General features: G+C 63.0%; 14 protein-coding genes. 9 read left to right on the top strand and 5 right to left on the bottom strand.

Translation table 11 applies throughout. From position 1 onward, the window contains the following. The first annotated feature begins 239 nt into the window (after window positions 1-239). Entirely contained in the window at window positions 240-1,031 is a 792-nt protein-coding gene (locus MKZ40_RS03200; protein WP_175089351.1) for a DeoR/GlpR family transcriptional regulator, read from the top strand. Window positions 1,032-1,622: 591 nt separating this feature from the next. Beyond that, the gene (gene glpD / locus MKZ40_RS03195) at window positions 1,623-3,125 is read left to right on the top strand and encodes a glycerol-3-phosphate dehydrogenase (protein ID WP_175089350.1); all 1,503 of its coding nucleotides are present in this window, start codon (window positions 1,623-1,625) and stop codon (window positions 3,123-3,125) included. 105 nt (window positions 3,126-3,230) lie between these two features. On the opposite strand, the gene MKZ40_RS03190 is transcribed toward glpD, so the two are convergent. Further along, the gene (locus tag MKZ40_RS03190; RefSeq protein WP_175089348.1) at window positions 3,231-4,622 is read right to left on the bottom strand and encodes a class II fumarate hydratase; all 1,392 of its coding nucleotides are present in this window, start codon (window positions 4,620-4,622) and stop codon (window positions 3,231-3,233) included. Between the two features lie 452 nt (window positions 4,623-5,074). Here MKZ40_RS03190 and MKZ40_RS03185 point away from each other — a divergent pair, with 452 nt between their 5' ends. Both MKZ40_RS03185 and nadB read left to right on the top strand, forming a co-directional pair. After that, window positions 5,075-6,397: an FUSC family protein gene (locus MKZ40_RS03185; RefSeq protein ID WP_175089346.1), complete on the top strand. Its 1,323-nt coding sequence runs from the start codon at window positions 5,075-5,077 to the stop codon at window positions 6,395-6,397. Continuing rightward, complete coding sequence (gene nadB, locus MKZ40_RS03180) at window positions 6,394-8,100, top strand: L-aspartate oxidase (RefSeq protein WP_175089344.1); 1,707 nt, start codon at window positions 6,394-6,396, stop codon at window positions 8,098-8,100. The genes MKZ40_RS03185 and nadB overlap by 4 nt, the downstream gene beginning before the upstream one ends. A 53-nt stretch (window positions 8,101-8,153) precedes the next feature. Here the strand turns inward: nadB and MKZ40_RS03175 are convergent, their stop codons facing one another. Both MKZ40_RS03175 and MKZ40_RS03170 read right to left on the bottom strand, forming a co-directional pair. Further along, complete coding sequence (locus MKZ40_RS03175; RefSeq protein ID WP_175089343.1) at window positions 8,154-9,017, bottom strand: hypothetical protein; 864 nt, start codon at window positions 9,015-9,017, stop codon at window positions 8,154-8,156. Continuing rightward, on the bottom strand, window positions 8,977-9,252 hold the full coding sequence (locus MKZ40_RS03170) for a succinate dehydrogenase assembly factor 2 (RefSeq protein ID WP_043335628.1): 276 nt from the start codon (window positions 9,250-9,252) through the stop codon (window positions 8,977-8,979). Before MKZ40_RS03170 ends, MKZ40_RS03175 begins: the two co-directional genes overlap by 41 nt. Window positions 9,253-9,521: 269 nt before the next feature. Here MKZ40_RS03170 and MKZ40_RS03165 point away from each other — a divergent pair, with 269 nt between their 5' ends. The 3 genes from MKZ40_RS03165 to lapB all read left to right on the top strand — a co-directional run bounded on the left by MKZ40_RS03165 (window position 9,522) and on the right by lapB (window position 11,527). Further along, a complete protein-coding gene (locus MKZ40_RS03165) occupies window positions 9,522-9,818 on the top strand; it encodes an integration host factor subunit beta (protein ID WP_043335630.1) in 297 nt (98 codons plus the stop codon). 224 nt (window positions 9,819-10,042) lie between these two features. Continuing rightward, entirely contained in the window at window positions 10,043-10,348 is a 306-nt protein-coding gene (locus tag MKZ40_RS03160; RefSeq protein ID WP_054555462.1) for a LapA family protein, read from the top strand. Further along, window positions 10,349-11,527: a lipopolysaccharide assembly protein LapB gene (gene lapB / locus MKZ40_RS03155; RefSeq protein ID WP_175089339.1), complete on the top strand. Its 1,179-nt coding sequence runs from the start codon at window positions 10,349-10,351 to the stop codon at window positions 11,525-11,527. It begins immediately after the preceding gene. Between the two features lie 148 nt (window positions 11,528-11,675). Here the strand turns inward: lapB and MKZ40_RS03150 are convergent, their stop codons facing one another. Next, entirely contained in the window at window positions 11,676-13,139 is a 1,464-nt protein-coding gene (locus MKZ40_RS03150; protein WP_175089338.1) for a sodium-dependent transporter, read from the bottom strand. A 449-nt stretch (window positions 13,140-13,588) separates the two neighbouring features. Between MKZ40_RS03150 and MKZ40_RS03145 the strand changes: the two genes are divergently transcribed. Together MKZ40_RS03145 and MKZ40_RS03140 are read left to right on the top strand one after the other, a co-directional pair. Beyond that, window positions 13,589-14,242 carry a TrkA family potassium uptake protein gene (locus tag MKZ40_RS03145; protein WP_175089336.1) on the top strand — a complete coding sequence of 218 codons (654 nt, stop codon included), beginning with the start codon at window positions 13,589-13,591 and terminating at the stop codon, window positions 14,240-14,242. Then, entirely contained in the window at window positions 14,239-15,633 is a 1,395-nt protein-coding gene (locus MKZ40_RS03140) for a potassium transporter TrkG (RefSeq protein WP_175089335.1), read from the top strand. The genes MKZ40_RS03145 and MKZ40_RS03140 overlap by 4 nt, the downstream gene beginning before the upstream one ends. A gap of 146 nt (window positions 15,634-15,779) precedes the next feature. Here MKZ40_RS03140 and ihfA read toward each other — a convergent pair whose 3' ends face one another. Next, on the bottom strand, window positions 15,780-16,136 hold the full coding sequence (ihfA, locus tag MKZ40_RS03135) for an integration host factor subunit alpha (protein ID WP_107336300.1): 357 nt from the start codon (window positions 16,134-16,136) through the stop codon (window positions 15,780-15,782). Window positions 16,137-16,159: the final 23 nt, after the last annotated feature.

The raw sequence follows: 16,159 nt of genomic DNA, 5'->3' as shown, positions 1-16,159 counted from the left end.
AGTTATACATGATTTCACATGCCTTCAACGGCTTGCACTTACCGGGTCAGTCAGTGTGAAGACTGGCGTTACCGTAGGCATGTATCAAAAAGAACATCAAACGAACATTCTGGATGGCGCGCCGCCCCGCACAGCCATCACCGGGCACCTGGTCGAGCAGCAAACGCACACAGACTCGCGTTGCCTCCGCGACGGTTCAGAGCAGGCGTCCTTACACCGGACATGAGCAAGAGGACAGGATGATGCAGCCAAAGCGCCATCGCGCCATTGTCGAACTGATCACGCGTCAGGGATATGCCTCCATCGAGCAGCTGGCCAGTCACTTCGATGTCACGCCACAGACCATTCGTCGCGACCTCAATCAGCTGTCCGAGGCCGGTGCGCTCAAGCGCGTGCACGGGGGCGCGGGGCTTGAGTCCAGCACCGTCAGCACCGCTTACAGCACCCGCAAGACATTGAACCTGGGCGCCAAGCGGCGCATGGCGGCGGCCCTGGCCAGGCAGATCCCCGACCACGCCTCGCTGTTCATCAACATCGGCACCAGCAACGAGATGGTGGCCGAGGCGCTGTGTGATCACCGCGGGCTTGAGGTCATCACCAACAACCTGAACGTGGCGGCCATCCTCCAGCACAAGGAGGATTTCAACGTCATCGTGGCCGGCGGCATGGTGCGCTCCCGCGATGGCGGCATCATTGGCGAGGCCACCATCGACTTCATCAACCAGTTCAAGGTCGACTTCGGCATCATCGGTATCAGTGGCATCGATGAAGATGGCTCGCTGCTGGAATTCGACTATCAGGAAGTGCGTGTCGCCCAGGCGATCATCCACAACTCACGCCAGGTCTTCCTGATCGCGGATCACTCCAAGTTCCAGCGCAATGCGGTCGTGCGCCAGGGCAACCTGAGCCAGCTCGATGCGCTCTTCACCGACATCCAGCCCCCGGAAAGCATTCTGACCCTGATGCGTCAGCACGAGGTCGCGCTGCACGTCGCCGACGACGAGTCGACGGGCGAGACCGGCGACGCTTGAGCACCGGGACGCGCCATCCAATCGACCAGTCACCTCACCAACGCGCCATGTCACCAACGAGCCAACACGACCAACTCGTCTCGCGATCACGGGGCCAGGCAACACGCCGACGAGCAGCCTGGCCCGGCTCTCACCCTTTTCTGCCTCGCCCCTTCCCCTCCATTCTCGTCGCCCCCTCTTGCACCAATGAGCCCTCGCAGATGACGACAGCCACACTTCTGCTGTCTTATCGCTGCCCAGTGACACCGCTTCGTCTACGCATGCCATGTCATGACGCTTGATCAGCCACTGCGCGCCCCGCCTGCGCCGCACGCGCGGCAACATGACAGCCAGCGCTTCATGAAAATGTCACGCCATGATCAGAGACTGAGAAAAAACACCGGCAAGACAACAGGTTGAATATCAGGCAATCCTCGGTTGCCAGACACTCGCCCAAATGATCACTTTCGAAAGCCATCGGCGCACAAGAATCCCCTTGATGTTCGACTTTTGCTAAGCTATGTTCACTTTCGAAAACCCATTATCGCGCACCTTGCCGGTGCAGACTCATTCGCCCCACCCGGTAGCGCCGGGCACGAGCAGGAGCAGCCCATGTCCCGCGACAACGATGCACTTCTTGACCTCTTCATCATCGGCGGCGGCATCAATGGCGCCGGTATCGCCAACGATGCCAGCGGCCGCGGCCTGAGCGTGGCCCTGTGCGAGCAGAACGACCTCGCCAGTGCGACCTCCTCCGCCAGCAGCAAGCTGATCCACGGCGGCCTGCGCTATCTGGAGCACTACGAATTCCGTCTGGTGCGCGAGGCTCTGCAGGAGCGCGAGGTGCTGCTCAAGAAGGCGCCGCATATCATCTGGCCACTGCGCTTCATCCTGCCGCACCAGCCGCATCTGCGTCCGGCGTGGATGATTCGCGCGGGCCTGTTCCTGTATGACCACATTGGCAAGCGCGAGACACTGCCAGCCTCCAAGGGTCTCAAGTTCGGCGAGCAGAGCCCGCTGGTCAGCGAGATCAATCAGGGCTTCGAATACTCGGATTGCTGGGTCGATGATGCGCGTCTGGTCATCACCAATGCGCTGCAGGCGCGCGAGCAAGGCGCCGAGATCATGACAGGCACCCGCTGTGTCGGCGCCCGTGATGTCGAAGGCCACTGGGAGCTGACACTTGAAGATGTCAGCAGCGGCGAGACCTTCATCCGCCGCGCACGCACCCTGGTGAATGCGGCAGGCCCGTGGGTGGAGTCCTTCATCAAGGGCGCCACCGAACGCACGCCGCGCTATGGCATCCGCATGATCCAGGGCAGCCACCTGATCGTGCCGCGCATCAATACCGATGACCGCGCCTTCATCCTGCAGAACAAGGACAAGCGCATCGTCTTCGTGCTGCCCTATCAGGAAGACTTCAGCCTGATCGGCACCACCGACGTGCGCTACAAGGGTGACCCCTCCGAGGTGGCCTGCTCCAGCGATGAGACCGACTACATGCTCGAGGTGGTCAACCATCACTTCAAGCGCAAGCTCGGCCGCGATGACGTGGTCTCGACCTTCTCCGGCGTACGCCCGCTGTGTGACGACGAGTCGGCAGACCCGTCCGCGATGACGCGTGATTACACCCTCCACCTGGATGACAGCGGCGCACCGATGCTGTCCATCTTCGGCGGCAAGATCACCACCTATCGCAAGCTGGCCGAATCGGCACTTGAAGACCTCAAGCCGCTGCTGCCGAGCATGGGCGAGCCGTGGACCCACGAGAAGGCCCTGCCCGGGGGTGATATCGAGAGCCGCGCAGCCTTCACTCGCCAGCTGCAGCGCGACTACCCGTTCCTCGGCGAAGCACGCGCCAGACGCTTCGCCTCAAGCTACGGCAGCCTGTGCCTGCATTTCCTCGACGGCAAGCAGAGCGAGGCGGACCTGGGCGAGGACTTCGGCGCAGGCCTGAGCGCTGCCGAGATCGACTACCTGGTCGAGCACGAATGGGCGCGTGAGGTGCAGGATGTCGTCTGGCGCCGCACCAAGCTGACGCTGCGCCTGAGCGATGAGCAGAAGACGCGCATCGGCGACTACCTCAAGGAACGCCTGCTGGCACGCGCCGCCTGATGAAAACCGGCTGAGCAAGCAGCGAAAAAAAGCCCGCCCCTCCGACAAGGAGGGGCGGGCTTTTCGTTCAGGGACAGGCGGAATTTTTGGTCATGTATTGACGACTTACTGGATACCGCCCGCCGTCAGCTTGGCCGGGTCGAGCAGACGCTCCAGCTCCTCGCGTGACAGCTCAGTCTCTTCCTCGGCCACATCCAGAATCGGACGCCCGGCCTGATAGGCCACCTTGGCCACTCGCGCCGCCTCGTTGTAACCGATCACCGGATTGAGCGCCGTGACCAGAATCGGGTTCTTGGCCAGCGGGGCCTCGATGTTGTCCTGGCGCACGTTGAAGGTGGCAATGGCCTTGTCCGCCAGCAGGCGGCTGACATTGGCACTCAGCGTGATCGAGGACAGCAGATTGTTGGCGATCAGCGGCAGCATGACATTGAGCTGGAAGTTGCCGCTCTGCCCGGCGATGCCGATGGTGGCGTCATTGCCCATCACCTGCGCCGCCACCTGAGCGGCCGCCTCGGGGATCACCGGATTGACCTTGCCCGGCATGATGGAGCTGCCCGGCTGCAGAGCCTCAAGCTCGATCTCGCCCAGCCCTGCCAGCGGGCCGGAATTCATCCAGCGCAAGTCGTTGCTGATCTTCATCATCGCCACGGCGTAGGTACGCAGATGGCCGGAGAGCTCGACTGCCGTGTCCTGGGAGGACAGCGCCGCGAAGAAGCTCTCGGCGGGGCGGAAGGCATGCCCGGTCTGGTGTGAAAGGCGGTCAGCGATGCGCTCGGCGAATTCCGGATGCGCGTTGATGCCACTGCCGACGGCGGTGCCGCCCTGGGCGAGGCGCTCGAGGCGCGGCAGCACCTGCTCGATACGCTCGATGGCCTGTCCGACCTGCGCCTGCCAAGCACCCAGCTCCTGACTCATGCGGATCGGCATCGCATCCATCAGGTGAGTGCGACCGGTCTTGACGACGTCGTCCACCTCAGAGGCCTTACGGGAGATCACCTCATGCAGATGGCGCAGCGCCGGCAACAGGGTGTCCGAGACAGCGATGACGGCGGACAGATGAATGGCTGTCGGGATGACATCATTGCTCGACTGCCCCATGTTGACGTGGTCGTTGGCACCGACGCTCACATCCTTGTCGCCCAGATGCTGATTGGCAAGCTGCGTCAGTACCTCGTTGACGTTCATGTTGGTCGAGGTGCCGGAACCGGTCTGGAAGACATCGACCGGGAATTGATCGGCATGCTCGCCGTCGATGACCTGGCGCGCCGCCTTGATGATCGCCTCGGCACGCACGTCATCCAGCAGCTCCAGGTCACGGTTGACCTCGGCCGCGGCCAGCTTGATGCGCGCCACGGCGCGAATGAAGGCAGCAGGCAACGGCTGGCCACTGACGGGGAAGTTATCGACCGCTCGCTGAGTCTGGGCGCCATAGAGTGCGCTTGCCGGCACTTCGAGTTCACCCATGCTGTCGCGTTCACGGCGGGTCTGGCTGCTCATGCTTGTCTCCCTGTGCTGTTGCATATGACGTCGCACCTGGCTGGCGTCACTTATGGGCGGCTGGCAATGACGTGATCGATGACCTGATCGCCAGCTTCAATCCCCTGATGATCAGTTGGGGACGTACAGGATACCAATCAAGCCGCTTGATGGTAGTGATTATCAATAACAATCACATATTCATTGCCGGGCTCCGTCATCACACGGCCTGCAATCTTTCGGATCCACCCTTGCAAGATGGCTCCTCACCAATCCTCTGTTACGCAAGACGAGGCCTCGGTTACACTGTGCAGCGCTTCAACCATGGCCATGGCCCCTTGGCCACGCCTCATGAATCCTGTCGACGGAATGACCGCGAACCTGATGTCCACCTCTTCGCTGCTGAAACCCGCCGTGTGTGCGGTGTGCACCATCCCTCACTTCCTCGTGCCTGTCGGAGGGGAAATCGCGTCATGAAATGGTTATCGCACAACCCTTACTTCACCTACCTGCACCGCCAGCGCCTGCATATCCTGCGTGTGACCGTCGCTCTGACGCTGTGCTTTTCGATCATCGAGCTGTTCAGTCTGCCGCACAGTTCCTGGGCATTGGTCAGCACCGTGATGGTCATGGGCAATCTGCCCCACGTCGGCGGTGTCATCGACAAGGGCTGGCAACGTCTGGTCGGCACTCTGCTTGGTGGCCTGTGGGGCCTGATATTGATTCTGGTCGCCGAGCCACTGCCGGGCGTGGTGCCATTCTGGAGCATCGTCGGCATCGCCCTGGCGCTGAATGCCACCTTCAGCAACCGCTATGGCTACAGCTCGCTGCTGTTCTGCGTCACGCTGCTGATGGTGATCGGTGATGGCAATCATGATCTCGGCATCGGGCTGTGGCGTGTCTTCAATGTGGTGCTGGGCACCCTGATCAGCATCGTGGTCAGCATGGTGCTGCTGCCACAGAAGGCGACGGATGTCTTCCGCTTTCTGCTGGCCGACAACCTCGACAAGCTGGCACGCCTCTACCACGGCCATACCAAGGCCGAGCGTGAGGGCGTCAATGAGGGGCTCGCGCTGGTGCGTGCCACCTCGGCACAGCTGGTCAAGCAGCGCGGGCTGGTCGATGCCGTCGCTCAGGAAGGCCGCATCAATCGTGCCGACATCGAGGAAATCCTGTCCTTCGAGCGCCGCATGATCTCGACCATCGAACTGCTGCAGGAAACCCACTGGAACACCCGCGAAGGGCATGAATTCATCGAGGGGTTGGATGGCCTGCGTGATGCCCAGCATCGCCTGGCCCGTGCCCTGGGGACCCTGGCCTTCCAGGTACGCACCGGCCAGAGCATCGAGCTGACGGTGACGCCCTTTGACCTGCAACGCTATGCCGATGTTCGCAATGTCGAGAGCCGCAACGGCCGTGCGCTGTTCAGCCCGGCAGGCTACCTGTGGCTCAATCGCGAGCTGGCACGCCTGACCGAAGCCCTGGGCGAGCGGCTGGCCTTGCTGGAGCGTCTGCCGAGCCAGCGCCTGCAACGCCGACTGCCGGGCCATGGCCTGATCAGTGATGCGCGCCGTCTGTTCCTGCCGGAAGACCCGACGCCGGGCGATACGGCAGCCCCCACCAGGCGCGATAACAGCGCTGGCAGGCAACACTCTCCGGCCAGCAAGGCGCCGGCCAGCAAAGCGACGGCGAGTGATGACAGCAGCAGTGATGACACCTTCAGCGATGAGCCAGACCGCCGCGACAGGCGCCAGCCAGACTCGGGCGGCAATGAGACTGCCAGGAAAGATACATGAACTCAGTATCCGGAGTGACTCCCGCAAGCCAGCATGATGTGCTGATCGTCGGTGGCGGCGCGGCAGGTTTGACCCTGGCACTCAGCCTCGCCAATCGCCTGCTGCCCGGCCCGCGCACCCGCCGCGTCACGCTGTTGCGTCCAGCGCGTGAGGCACAGGGTGCCAGCCGCTGGGCACAGGGCGGTATCGCGGCGGTGCTGGCGCCAGAGGACGATGTGGAGTCCCATGTCGCCGACACCCTGATTGCCGGCGATGGCCTGTGCAACGAGCGCGCGGTGCGCTTCACCGTCGGTCACTCGCGGGAGGCGATCGAATGGTTGATCGCGCTCGGCGTGCCCTTCACCCCGGCCGATGCCGACGCCAGCTACCCCTTCCACCTTACCCGCGAAGGGGGGCATGGTCGCCGTCGCATCATCCACGCCGCCGACGCCACCGGGCGGGCGCTGCTCGACACGCTCAGCGCCCACGTCGAAGCTCACCCGAACATCGAGATTCTCGAAGACCTGCTGGCCGTCGACATCGCGATCAACGCTGGCCGCGCCAGTGGTCTGTGGGTGATGGACAGCACGGGCCAGCGCCAATGGCTGGCAGCCAATGACCTGGTACTGGCCACCGGCGGCGCCAGCGGGCTGTTCGCCCACGCCACCAGCCCGAGCGCCAGCGTCGGTGACGGCATGGCGATGGCGACCCGCGCCGGCGCCAGCCTGATGAACCTGGAGTTCCAGCAGTTTCATCCCACCTGCCTGTATGATCCCGATGGCACGCCCTTTTTGATCTCCGAGGCGGTGCGGGGCGAAGGGGGGCTGCTGCTGCGCCCGGATGGGCATCGCTTCATGGCCGATCATGATCCTCGTCTGGAGCTGGCGCCGCGTGATGTCGTGGCACGCGCCATCCTCACCGAGATGCGCACGCACGGTCTCGAGCATGTCTGTCTGGATATCAGCGCGCTGGGCGCCGAGGCGATCGAGCACCACTTCCCGACCATCGCCGAGCACTGTCTGACGCGCGGGATCGATATTCGTCATGCACCGATACCCGTCGTCCCTGCCGCCCACTACAGCTGCGGCGGCATCGCCACCGGGCTGGATGGCGAAAGCGACCTGCCGGGGCTCTGGGCCATCGGCGAAGTCGCCTGCACGGGCCTGCACGGCGCCAATCGCATGGCCAGCAACTCGCTGCTCGAATGCCTGGTGCAGGCGCGCGCCTGTGGTGAAGCACTTGGGCAACTCCACCGCGCCGACGAGCCACGCCTGACGAGCACGCTCGACTCGCTGATGCCGCAACACGCCACCCTGCTCACACAGCTTGCCGACAATGGTCAGGTCTGGCGCTGCGTGATGCGTTTGAGCGCGGACGAGGCACGCACGCGCCTGCACAGCTTGCGCCAGCTGATGAGTCTGCAAGCGGGAATCGAGCGCAGCCAGCACGGCCTGAGGGAGGCGTTGAAGCAGATAGCACAGTGGGTATCGCTTGAGGCGGGACAGGCGGCAGAGAGCGAGCAGCACAGGCAAGCTTCAGTGCCGCGGGCAGGGCTCGATCATCTTGCGCTCTATCAGGCCTTGACGCTGGCACCGCTGCTGCTGCTCTGCGCCCATCAGCGTCACGAGTCACGCGGCCTGCACTTCATCCGCGACTTCCCGATGCCGGCGCCGCGCGCTCGCGATAGCATCATTCGGCTCTCGGCCTTCGCTGCCGCGACCTGAGCGGTTTATGCGAAGCGCCATGAGAAGGACCATGAAAAGGCTCATAAGCAGGCTCAGCGTGCATGGCCCCCCTGGGCAGCGACGCGCCGCAGGGTATCCAATGGCGGTGGCTGACGCGGCAATCCATGCGGCAAGGGCGGCCACAGCAACCACAGGCGCAGCTGGTGAAGGTCTTCGCTGGAGGCGCTATCCGGCCACAGCCATACCCGCTGGGTTTTCAGGTGCTGCTGGTCCGCGCCCTGCGCTCTCAAGCCCTGTAGCCCCATCCCCTGTGGCCCGAAGCCCTGCGTCGAGATCTCGAGCCCGATCAGCCGCGGCGAGCACCACAGGCAGCGCACGGCGACGGGCTGCCAGCTGCGTGAGGCACCATCGGCCCACCACCAACAGAGCTGCATCTCCGGGTGACGATGGCGCGCATCTGAGGCAGGCGGAGTGTCACTGGCTTCGGTCTCGGCTTCGCTTTCTGCTTCGGTCTTGGCTTCAGCCTCATGCTCCGGCACTGGCGCCTGGCCACCGCTGGCAAGCGCCGCATCAGCGCAGAGGCTGCCCCCCAGGGCCAGCCAGACTCGCGCCTCGGGGTCCTTGAGACGCCGCCGAGCCTGGCGCCACCAAGATACCAGCTCTCCGGCCTGCAGCAGCCAGCCCAGCCCCACCACGCTCAAAAGCGCCATGACACCATCCGGCAGCTGAGCGAGCCCCTCAAACGCACAATGCCCCGCCTCGAAAGGCAGGGCATTGCGCAGGAATTGCCACTGACAGGTCCACCACGTACTGACAACGAACTGGCCAGTCGCCAGCTCGGCAAGCCAGACCCACAAGGCGAGACTCGCCGCCAACAGCCCGACGCGCAGGCTGGCGTGGGTCGCGAACGCCTGCCTAGAGGCCCTTGAACTGATCGCGCTCGCCATTCTCGGCATTGGCGATCACCATGTTGATCAGGCGCTGGTACTCGGCATTGCCGCACGGGTCGCGCTTCATCAGCCACACGAAGAGATCCTGATCCTCTTCGGCCAGCAGCTGCACATAGAGCGCCTTGTCGTCTTCGCTCAAGGCGTCGAAACGCTGCTCCAGAAACGGCAGCAGCAGCAGGTCGAGCTCCCACATGCCGCGACGCGAATGCCAATGCAGCCGCTTGCGAATCACATCTTCCATTGCCTGAACCTCAGTCGTCATATCAATGCGCGCAGTATACCCGAGGGGGGCGTCAGCGGCATCCGTTGACCCGTTGCTCGGGCAGGAATTGGCAATCCGTGCCGTGATCGGCAATGATGTCCCTAGTGCGTTGTTTTCTCAGGATTTGCCCATTATGCTGAGGAGATAACAATCACAAGGATGCGTGTGCCTGTCCGGTGACAAGAGGTCGCCCGGCTGACGCATCACGAACGCCTTTCGCGAGAAAGGTGCAGGCATGGAGAGATCCGATGACCAAGTCCGAGCTGATCGAACAGATAGCCATGCGACAGCCTGAGTTGTCGCTCAAGGATGTAGAGGCCGCGGTTCGCATCATCCTCGATGATGTGACAGATGCCCTGGCCCACGGCGGTCGCGTCGAGATTCGCGGTTTCGGCAGCTTCTCGCTGCACTACCGTGAGCCACGACTGGGGCGCAATCCCAAGACCGGCGAGCCTGTGGATCTGGATGGCAAGTTCGTCCCCCACTTCAAGCCCGGCAAGGAGCTGCGCGAGCAGGTCGATGCCAGTCGCGCCCTGGGGTATTGACCACAGTGATGATGACGATGCGACTGACTGACAGCGCTGACCGTAGATGAACACCCGGCGTGACGGGGCTGGCGGGTTCAGTGCCGGCAGACACCCGCTCAAGTCCTGATACCAGAGACGACAGCCACCCACCTCACGGCGTCGCCGCCAAGACTCGCGCGATGGGCAGTGATACACTCGCTCCCAGATGATTCACGACTGCATTTCATGACAAGGAAACCGTTATGCGTTGGCTAAAAGGTCTCGTTCTGGCCGTGATCCTGCTGATCGTCCTGCTGGTCGGTATTCTCTTTGCCGTTCACAACCAGCAAGCCGTGCCCCTCGACCTCATCTGGGTAGAGCTGCCTGCTGCGTCCCTTTCCATGTGGCTGCTGTTCTCGCTGGCCGTCGGCGTCGTGCTTGGCATGGTCGCGATGACCGGCATGTATCTGCGCCTGCGCACGCTGTTGACCCGTGCCCAGCGTCGCAACCAGCAGCAACGCAAGGAACTGGACCAACTGCGCATCCAGGAGATCAAGGAAGTGGCATAAATGCCTGATCTGATATTGCTGGGATTGCTGATGGCGGCCATCGCCATCGGATTCTGGCTGGGGCGGCGTGATCGTCGCCCCGATGAACAAGCACCGGCTCCTGCCACCCTGTCCCGCGACTACTTCGTCGGCCTCAATCATCTGCTCAACGAGCAGCCTGATCGTGCCATCGAAACCTTCGTTCAGGCCCTGGAAGTCAACAGCGACACCGTCGATACCCACATAGCGCTGGGCAATCTCTATCGCAGTCGCGGCGAAGTCGATCGTGCCGTCAAGATTCACCAGAACCTGCTGGCCCGCCCTGCCCTGGATAGCGAACAGAGCGAGCGTGTCCAGCTGGAACTTGCCCGCGACTTCATGCGCAGCGGTGTCTATGACCGCGCCGAGAAGCTGCTGGAAACTCTCCTCAAGCAAGCACAGCACGACAGTCATCGGCGTGCCGGCCGCCGCCTGTTGATCGACCTCCTCGAGCGGGAGCGCGAGTGGGAGGCCGCACTCGAAGTCGCTCATGCCATTCTGCGTCAGGAAGGCGGCATCCGCCGCGCGGCGGCCCATTGGCACTGCGAACTGGCCGCGCTGGATATCGCCGAAGGCAGCCAGGCGATGGCCCGCAAGCGCTTGAAGCAGGCGCTTTCCACCGACGAGAAATGCGTACGCGCCAACTGGATGCTGGCCGAGATCGAATTCGATCATGCCAACTACAAGCAGTGCATCCGCCTGCTGCAGCGCATCCCACGTCAGGACACCGGCTTCACCCCCATCATTCTCGAGCCACTGGGCAACGCCTTTCGCATGCTGGATGACGAGAGTGGCCTGGTGCGCCTGCTGCATCAGGAAGTCGAACGCGCGCCCTACACCACGACCGTCATCAGCCTTGCACAGTTGATCGAGCGTCGCGAGGGTGTCGAGGCCGCCGCCAGCTTCGCCAGCGAGCAGCTGCATCGTCACCCCAGCCTGCGTGGCGTCGACTACCTGCTCGATCTCTACCTGCTGGATGCCGACGAGCGCGAGACCGAGCGTTTCAATCTGCTCAAGCGCCATACCCAGCAGCTGATCCAGGCGCGCCCTCGCCATCGCTGTCATCGTTGCGGCTTCGAAGCCTCGATGCTGCTCTGGCAATGTCCGAAGTGCCGCCACTGGGGCACGGTCAAGCCGATCACCGGCCTGGAAGGTGAGTAATGGCGCCAACTGGTGCACAGCTACCCGCTGACAGGCAGACCACAGATACCAGAACGAAAAGCCCCCTGCAGCTACGCTGCAGGGGGCTTTTTCATGCCGCCTTGATGACTACCGGACTGACGCTATCGAACTGACGCCACCGATCACATCAGCCCTGCCCGATGGCACGCTCGCGCAGGCGCGGCGAGAGCAGCTCGCCCACGAGACAGGCTGCCAGGATGACGGCCACGAAATACGGCCAGTCGCCGAATGACAGCTCTGCGACACCCAGGGCATCGACGAAGATCGCCAGGATGCAGACCGGGCTGACATAGCGAATCATGAACAGCCACAGACGATAGCCGGCGTCGCTCAGATTCAACTCATCGCGCAGCATGCTGCTCTTGAAGACGAACCCGGCCAGCAGCGCCATGGCGATGCCACCGATCGGCATCATCCAGCGCGAGGTCAGGTAATCGAGCCAGTCGAAGAAGTGCTTGCCGGCCAGCGTCCAGTCCGCGCCGAGATTGAACGACAGCATCGCGAACATCGCCACCAGCCACAGCACACTGCCGGCCAGCCACGAAGCCTTGGCGCGGCTCATGTTGCGGTTCTCGCTCAGCCAGGCGACGGTCGCCTCGATCATCGAGATGGCGGAGGTCAGGGCGGCGATCGAGAGCATGGCGAAGAACAGCACCCCGAACAGCTGCCCGAAGGGCATCTGGTTGAAGGCCACCGGCAGGCTCATGAAGATCAGCCCCGGCCCGGAGGATGGGTCCATGCCATTGGCGAAGATGATAGGGAAGATCGCCAGACCCGCCATCAACGCCACCAGAGTATCGGCGATCGCCACCGTGAAGGTGGTACGGGCGATGGAGGTGCCCGACGGCAGGTAGGAGCCGTAGGTGAGGATGGCGCCGGAGGCCAGTGACAGGGTAAAGAAGGCATGTCCCAGCGCGGCCAGCACCCCTTCTCTGCTCAAGCGCGTGACATCGAAATCGAACAGGAAGTGGAAGCCTGCCGAGAAGTTGCCCGAGGTCAGGGCGTAGCCGATCATGATCAGCAGCATGATCACCATGCCCGGCATCATCCAGCGCACACTCTTCTCGACACCTTCCTGCACCCCGCGCCCGACGATCAGCATCGTCACCACTGTCACCAGCGTGGCCCAGCCGCCCAATGCCCAGGGATTGGCGTTGCCGGCCTCGAAGATGGCGCCCAGCTCCGCGACGCTGTGTCCGGACAGCGCACCACTGGCCATCTTCCACAGGTAACTGAACGACCACCCCGCGACCACGACATAGAACGACAGGATCATGAAGCCGGCCAGCATCGCGATCCAACCGAAGACCTTCCACAACGGACTGGCCCCCGCTTCACGTGCCAGATTGGCAATCGCCTCGATGGGGCTGCCGCGCCCCCGCCGCCCGAAGGAAATCTCCGCCATCATCACGGGCACGCCCACGGCGAGAATGCAGGCCAGATACACCAGCACGAAGGCACCCCCGCCATACTCACCGGTGATATAGGGAAACTTCCAGATATTGCCCAGCCCTACTGCGGAACCGGTAGCTGCAAGGATGAAGCCCCAGCGACTGATCCAGAGATTCTTGGGTTGCTGTCTTGCCGTCATGGAATACCTTACAAGTTATTGTTGTGAGCCAGTGGTGATCGACGCAACGCCTGGCCGTCTTGGGTGCTCACACAGACCATTTTACTGATATGAAGCATGTTCGTCCGCGATTCCCATCGAAAATCACCACGATTCCCTCAGAATTCCTCTGCGAAAACGCCATCACCACACGACGGCAATCACTCTACATTAGATACTCCAACTTGGTAACATTTGAAACGATAATGACCACCCAGGGCTGGCAAGCAACCTACCCTGAGAGGAACGACGCCGCAAAAGGACCCGACATCACCGCATCACTGGAGTAGGCTCATTCAAGAGACGCAGACCAGAACGCTCTGGCTAGAGAGGTCTGGGCCTGAGAGTGCTGGGACCTGAGAGTGCCTGGCCAGAAAGCGTCTGGACAAAGAGCAGCTGGCCTCATCTGGCAGCGCAGACAAGGAGGCGTCATGCATCGTCAATTCGCGGTTATCGGACTGGGCTATTTCGGCAGCACCGTCGCGCGGGAACTCAGGCGCCATGACCATGAAGTGCTCGGCGTCGACGCCGATGAGAAGCGTCTCAATGCCGTGGCAGACCTGCTCAACCAGGCCGTGATCGCGGACCCCACCGATGAACATGCCCTGCAGGAGTTGGGGCTTGAACAGTACGATGCCGTCCTGATCGATCTGGCCAACTCGATGGAACAAAGCCTGATCTGCACGCTGCTGGCCAAGGAGCTTGGCGCCAGAGAGCTGTGGGTCAAGGCCACCTCGGATGCACACCACAAGCTGCTCAGCCGCCTGGGGGTCGATCACATCGTGCATCCCGAGTACGACCTGGGCGTGCGCGTGGCGGAAAGCCTCGCCTACCATGCCATGGTCGACTTCATCCATCTCGGCGATCACCAGTTCGTGGTCGAGCTGGAGGTCAGTGCCCGGCTGGGCGATGACTGCCAGCAGCTCGATCAGCTGCCCATCGATGACGACATCAGCGTGATCGCGCTGCGCAAGGGCAAGACCCTCGATCGCCAACCCTCCGGCAGCACGCGACTGTCCACCGGCGACCATCTGGTTCTGATCGGCGAATTGAGCGCGCTGCGCAAACTGGGGGCTCATCTATGAGGCAGCGCTACCGGCGCTATCTCCGCCCCCTGACCCGCACCCCACGCGGGCCCATCATCCATCTGTCGCCGCCGGAGATTCTGCTGAGCGGCTTTCTGGGCCTCGGCATGCTGGGCGCCTGCCTGCTGAAACTGCCCGGCATGCATCAGGAAGGCTTGAGCTGGCTGTCGGCGCTGTTCACCGCCACCTCGGCCGTCACGGTCACCGGCCTCTCCGTCACTCCGCTCAGCGACTTCACCCTCGCGGGCCAGACCATCGTACTGATACTGATCCAGCTCGGAGGCCTAGGCTTCATGACCATTGCCGCCCTGTCGCTGGTGATGCTGGGCCAGCGCCTGCCGATGCATCAGACCAGCCTGCTGCGCGAGGCGCTCAATCGCAGCAGTTCACGCGAGATAGGCTGCCTGCTCAAGATCATCACCGCCTTTGCACTGACGCTCGAGCTGGCAGGCGCTTCCTTGCTGGCGATGGACTGGGTGCCCGAGTACGGCTGGCAGGAGGGGCTCTGGCTGAGCCTCTTCCACTCGGTCTCGGCCTTCAACAATGCCGGCTTCACCCTGTGGCCGGACAGCCTGATGCGCGAGGCGGCCAATCCCCTGACCAGCGGCGTGATCGGAGTCCTGTTCATGACCGGCGGCATCGGTTTCGCCGTCATCGGCGAGCTGCGTGAGCGGCGACGCGAACATGGCTGGCGCGTGCTGCTGCAACCCTCGCGCTTTTCGGTGCAGACACGCCTGGTGATCGAAGCCACCGTGGCACTCAACCTGCTGAGCCTGGTGATGATACTGGCGCTCGAGTGGCGCAACCCCGGCACGCTGGGCGCCATGGCCAGTCATGGCGAACGCCTGCTCGCCGCCGCCTTCATGGCCATCACACCGCGCACCGCCGGTTTCAGCGTCATCGATACCGCCGAGATGACGCAAGCCTCGACCCTGTGGACCATGGCGCTGATGTTCATCGGCGGTGGCAGCGGCTCGACGGCCAGCGGAATCAAGCTGACCACCTTCGTGGCGCTGTTGCTGACCACCCGCGCCTTCCTGCGCCGCGAACCCTCTCCCACCCTGCATGGCCGCCGCATCGGCGATGACACCGTCTTCAAATCGATCGCCGTGGCACTGGCGGCGATGCTGCTGATCTTCAGCATGCTGTTCGGTCTGACCATCACCGACCCGGACCACGCCTTTCTGTCACTGGCCTTCGAGACCGTCTCGGCCTTCGGCACCGTCGGCCTGAGCCACGGCCTGACGCCCGAGCTCTCGCCCGGCGGGCAATTGCTGATCATCACGACCATGCTGCTGGGTCGCACCGGACCACTCGCCCTCGGCTACCTGCTGGCGACCCGCAGCCGCCCCGGCATCAGCTATGCACGTACCGAGCTCTCGATCGGCTGATGTGCATGTGCACGGGCGATGGCGCGCGGCTGATGGCACACCACAGACGACACCTCAGAACGACGAAAGCCCCGACGCTGGGCATCGGGGCTTTCGTGAGCATAGTCACCCGCTCAGGGAGCGGCGGGTGAGGTCAGGCAATGACCTCAGTGATCATCATCATGATCATCGTGGTCATCATGCTCTTCAAGACGCTGATGTGCGTGCGTCTCGCCATCGTACTCATCCACTCGGGCCTTGAGCTTCTGACCTGGGCGGAATGTCACCACGCGACGCGCGGAGATCGGAATCTCCTCGCCTGTCTTGGGATTGCGCCCCGGACGTTCGCGCTTGTCACGTAGATCGAAGTTGCCGAAACCGGACAGCTTCACCTGTTCATTTTCCCGCAGGCAACCGCGAATCTCGTCGAAGAACACCTCTACCATCGACTTGGCTTCGCGCTTGGACATGCCGAGTTCTGCGTGCAGATGCTCGGCAAGTTCCGCCTTGGTCAACGCTCCCATGTCCGCTCCCTCGTTCAAGTGGC

The sequence above is a fragment of the Cobetia sp. BMC6 genome, from assembly GCF_029991385.1.
GTDB lineage: Bacteria > Pseudomonadota > Gammaproteobacteria > Pseudomonadales > Halomonadaceae > Cobetia.
The sequence above is the reverse complement of the archived record's forward strand: the minus strand, read 5'-3'. Positions and strand labels throughout refer to the sequence as shown.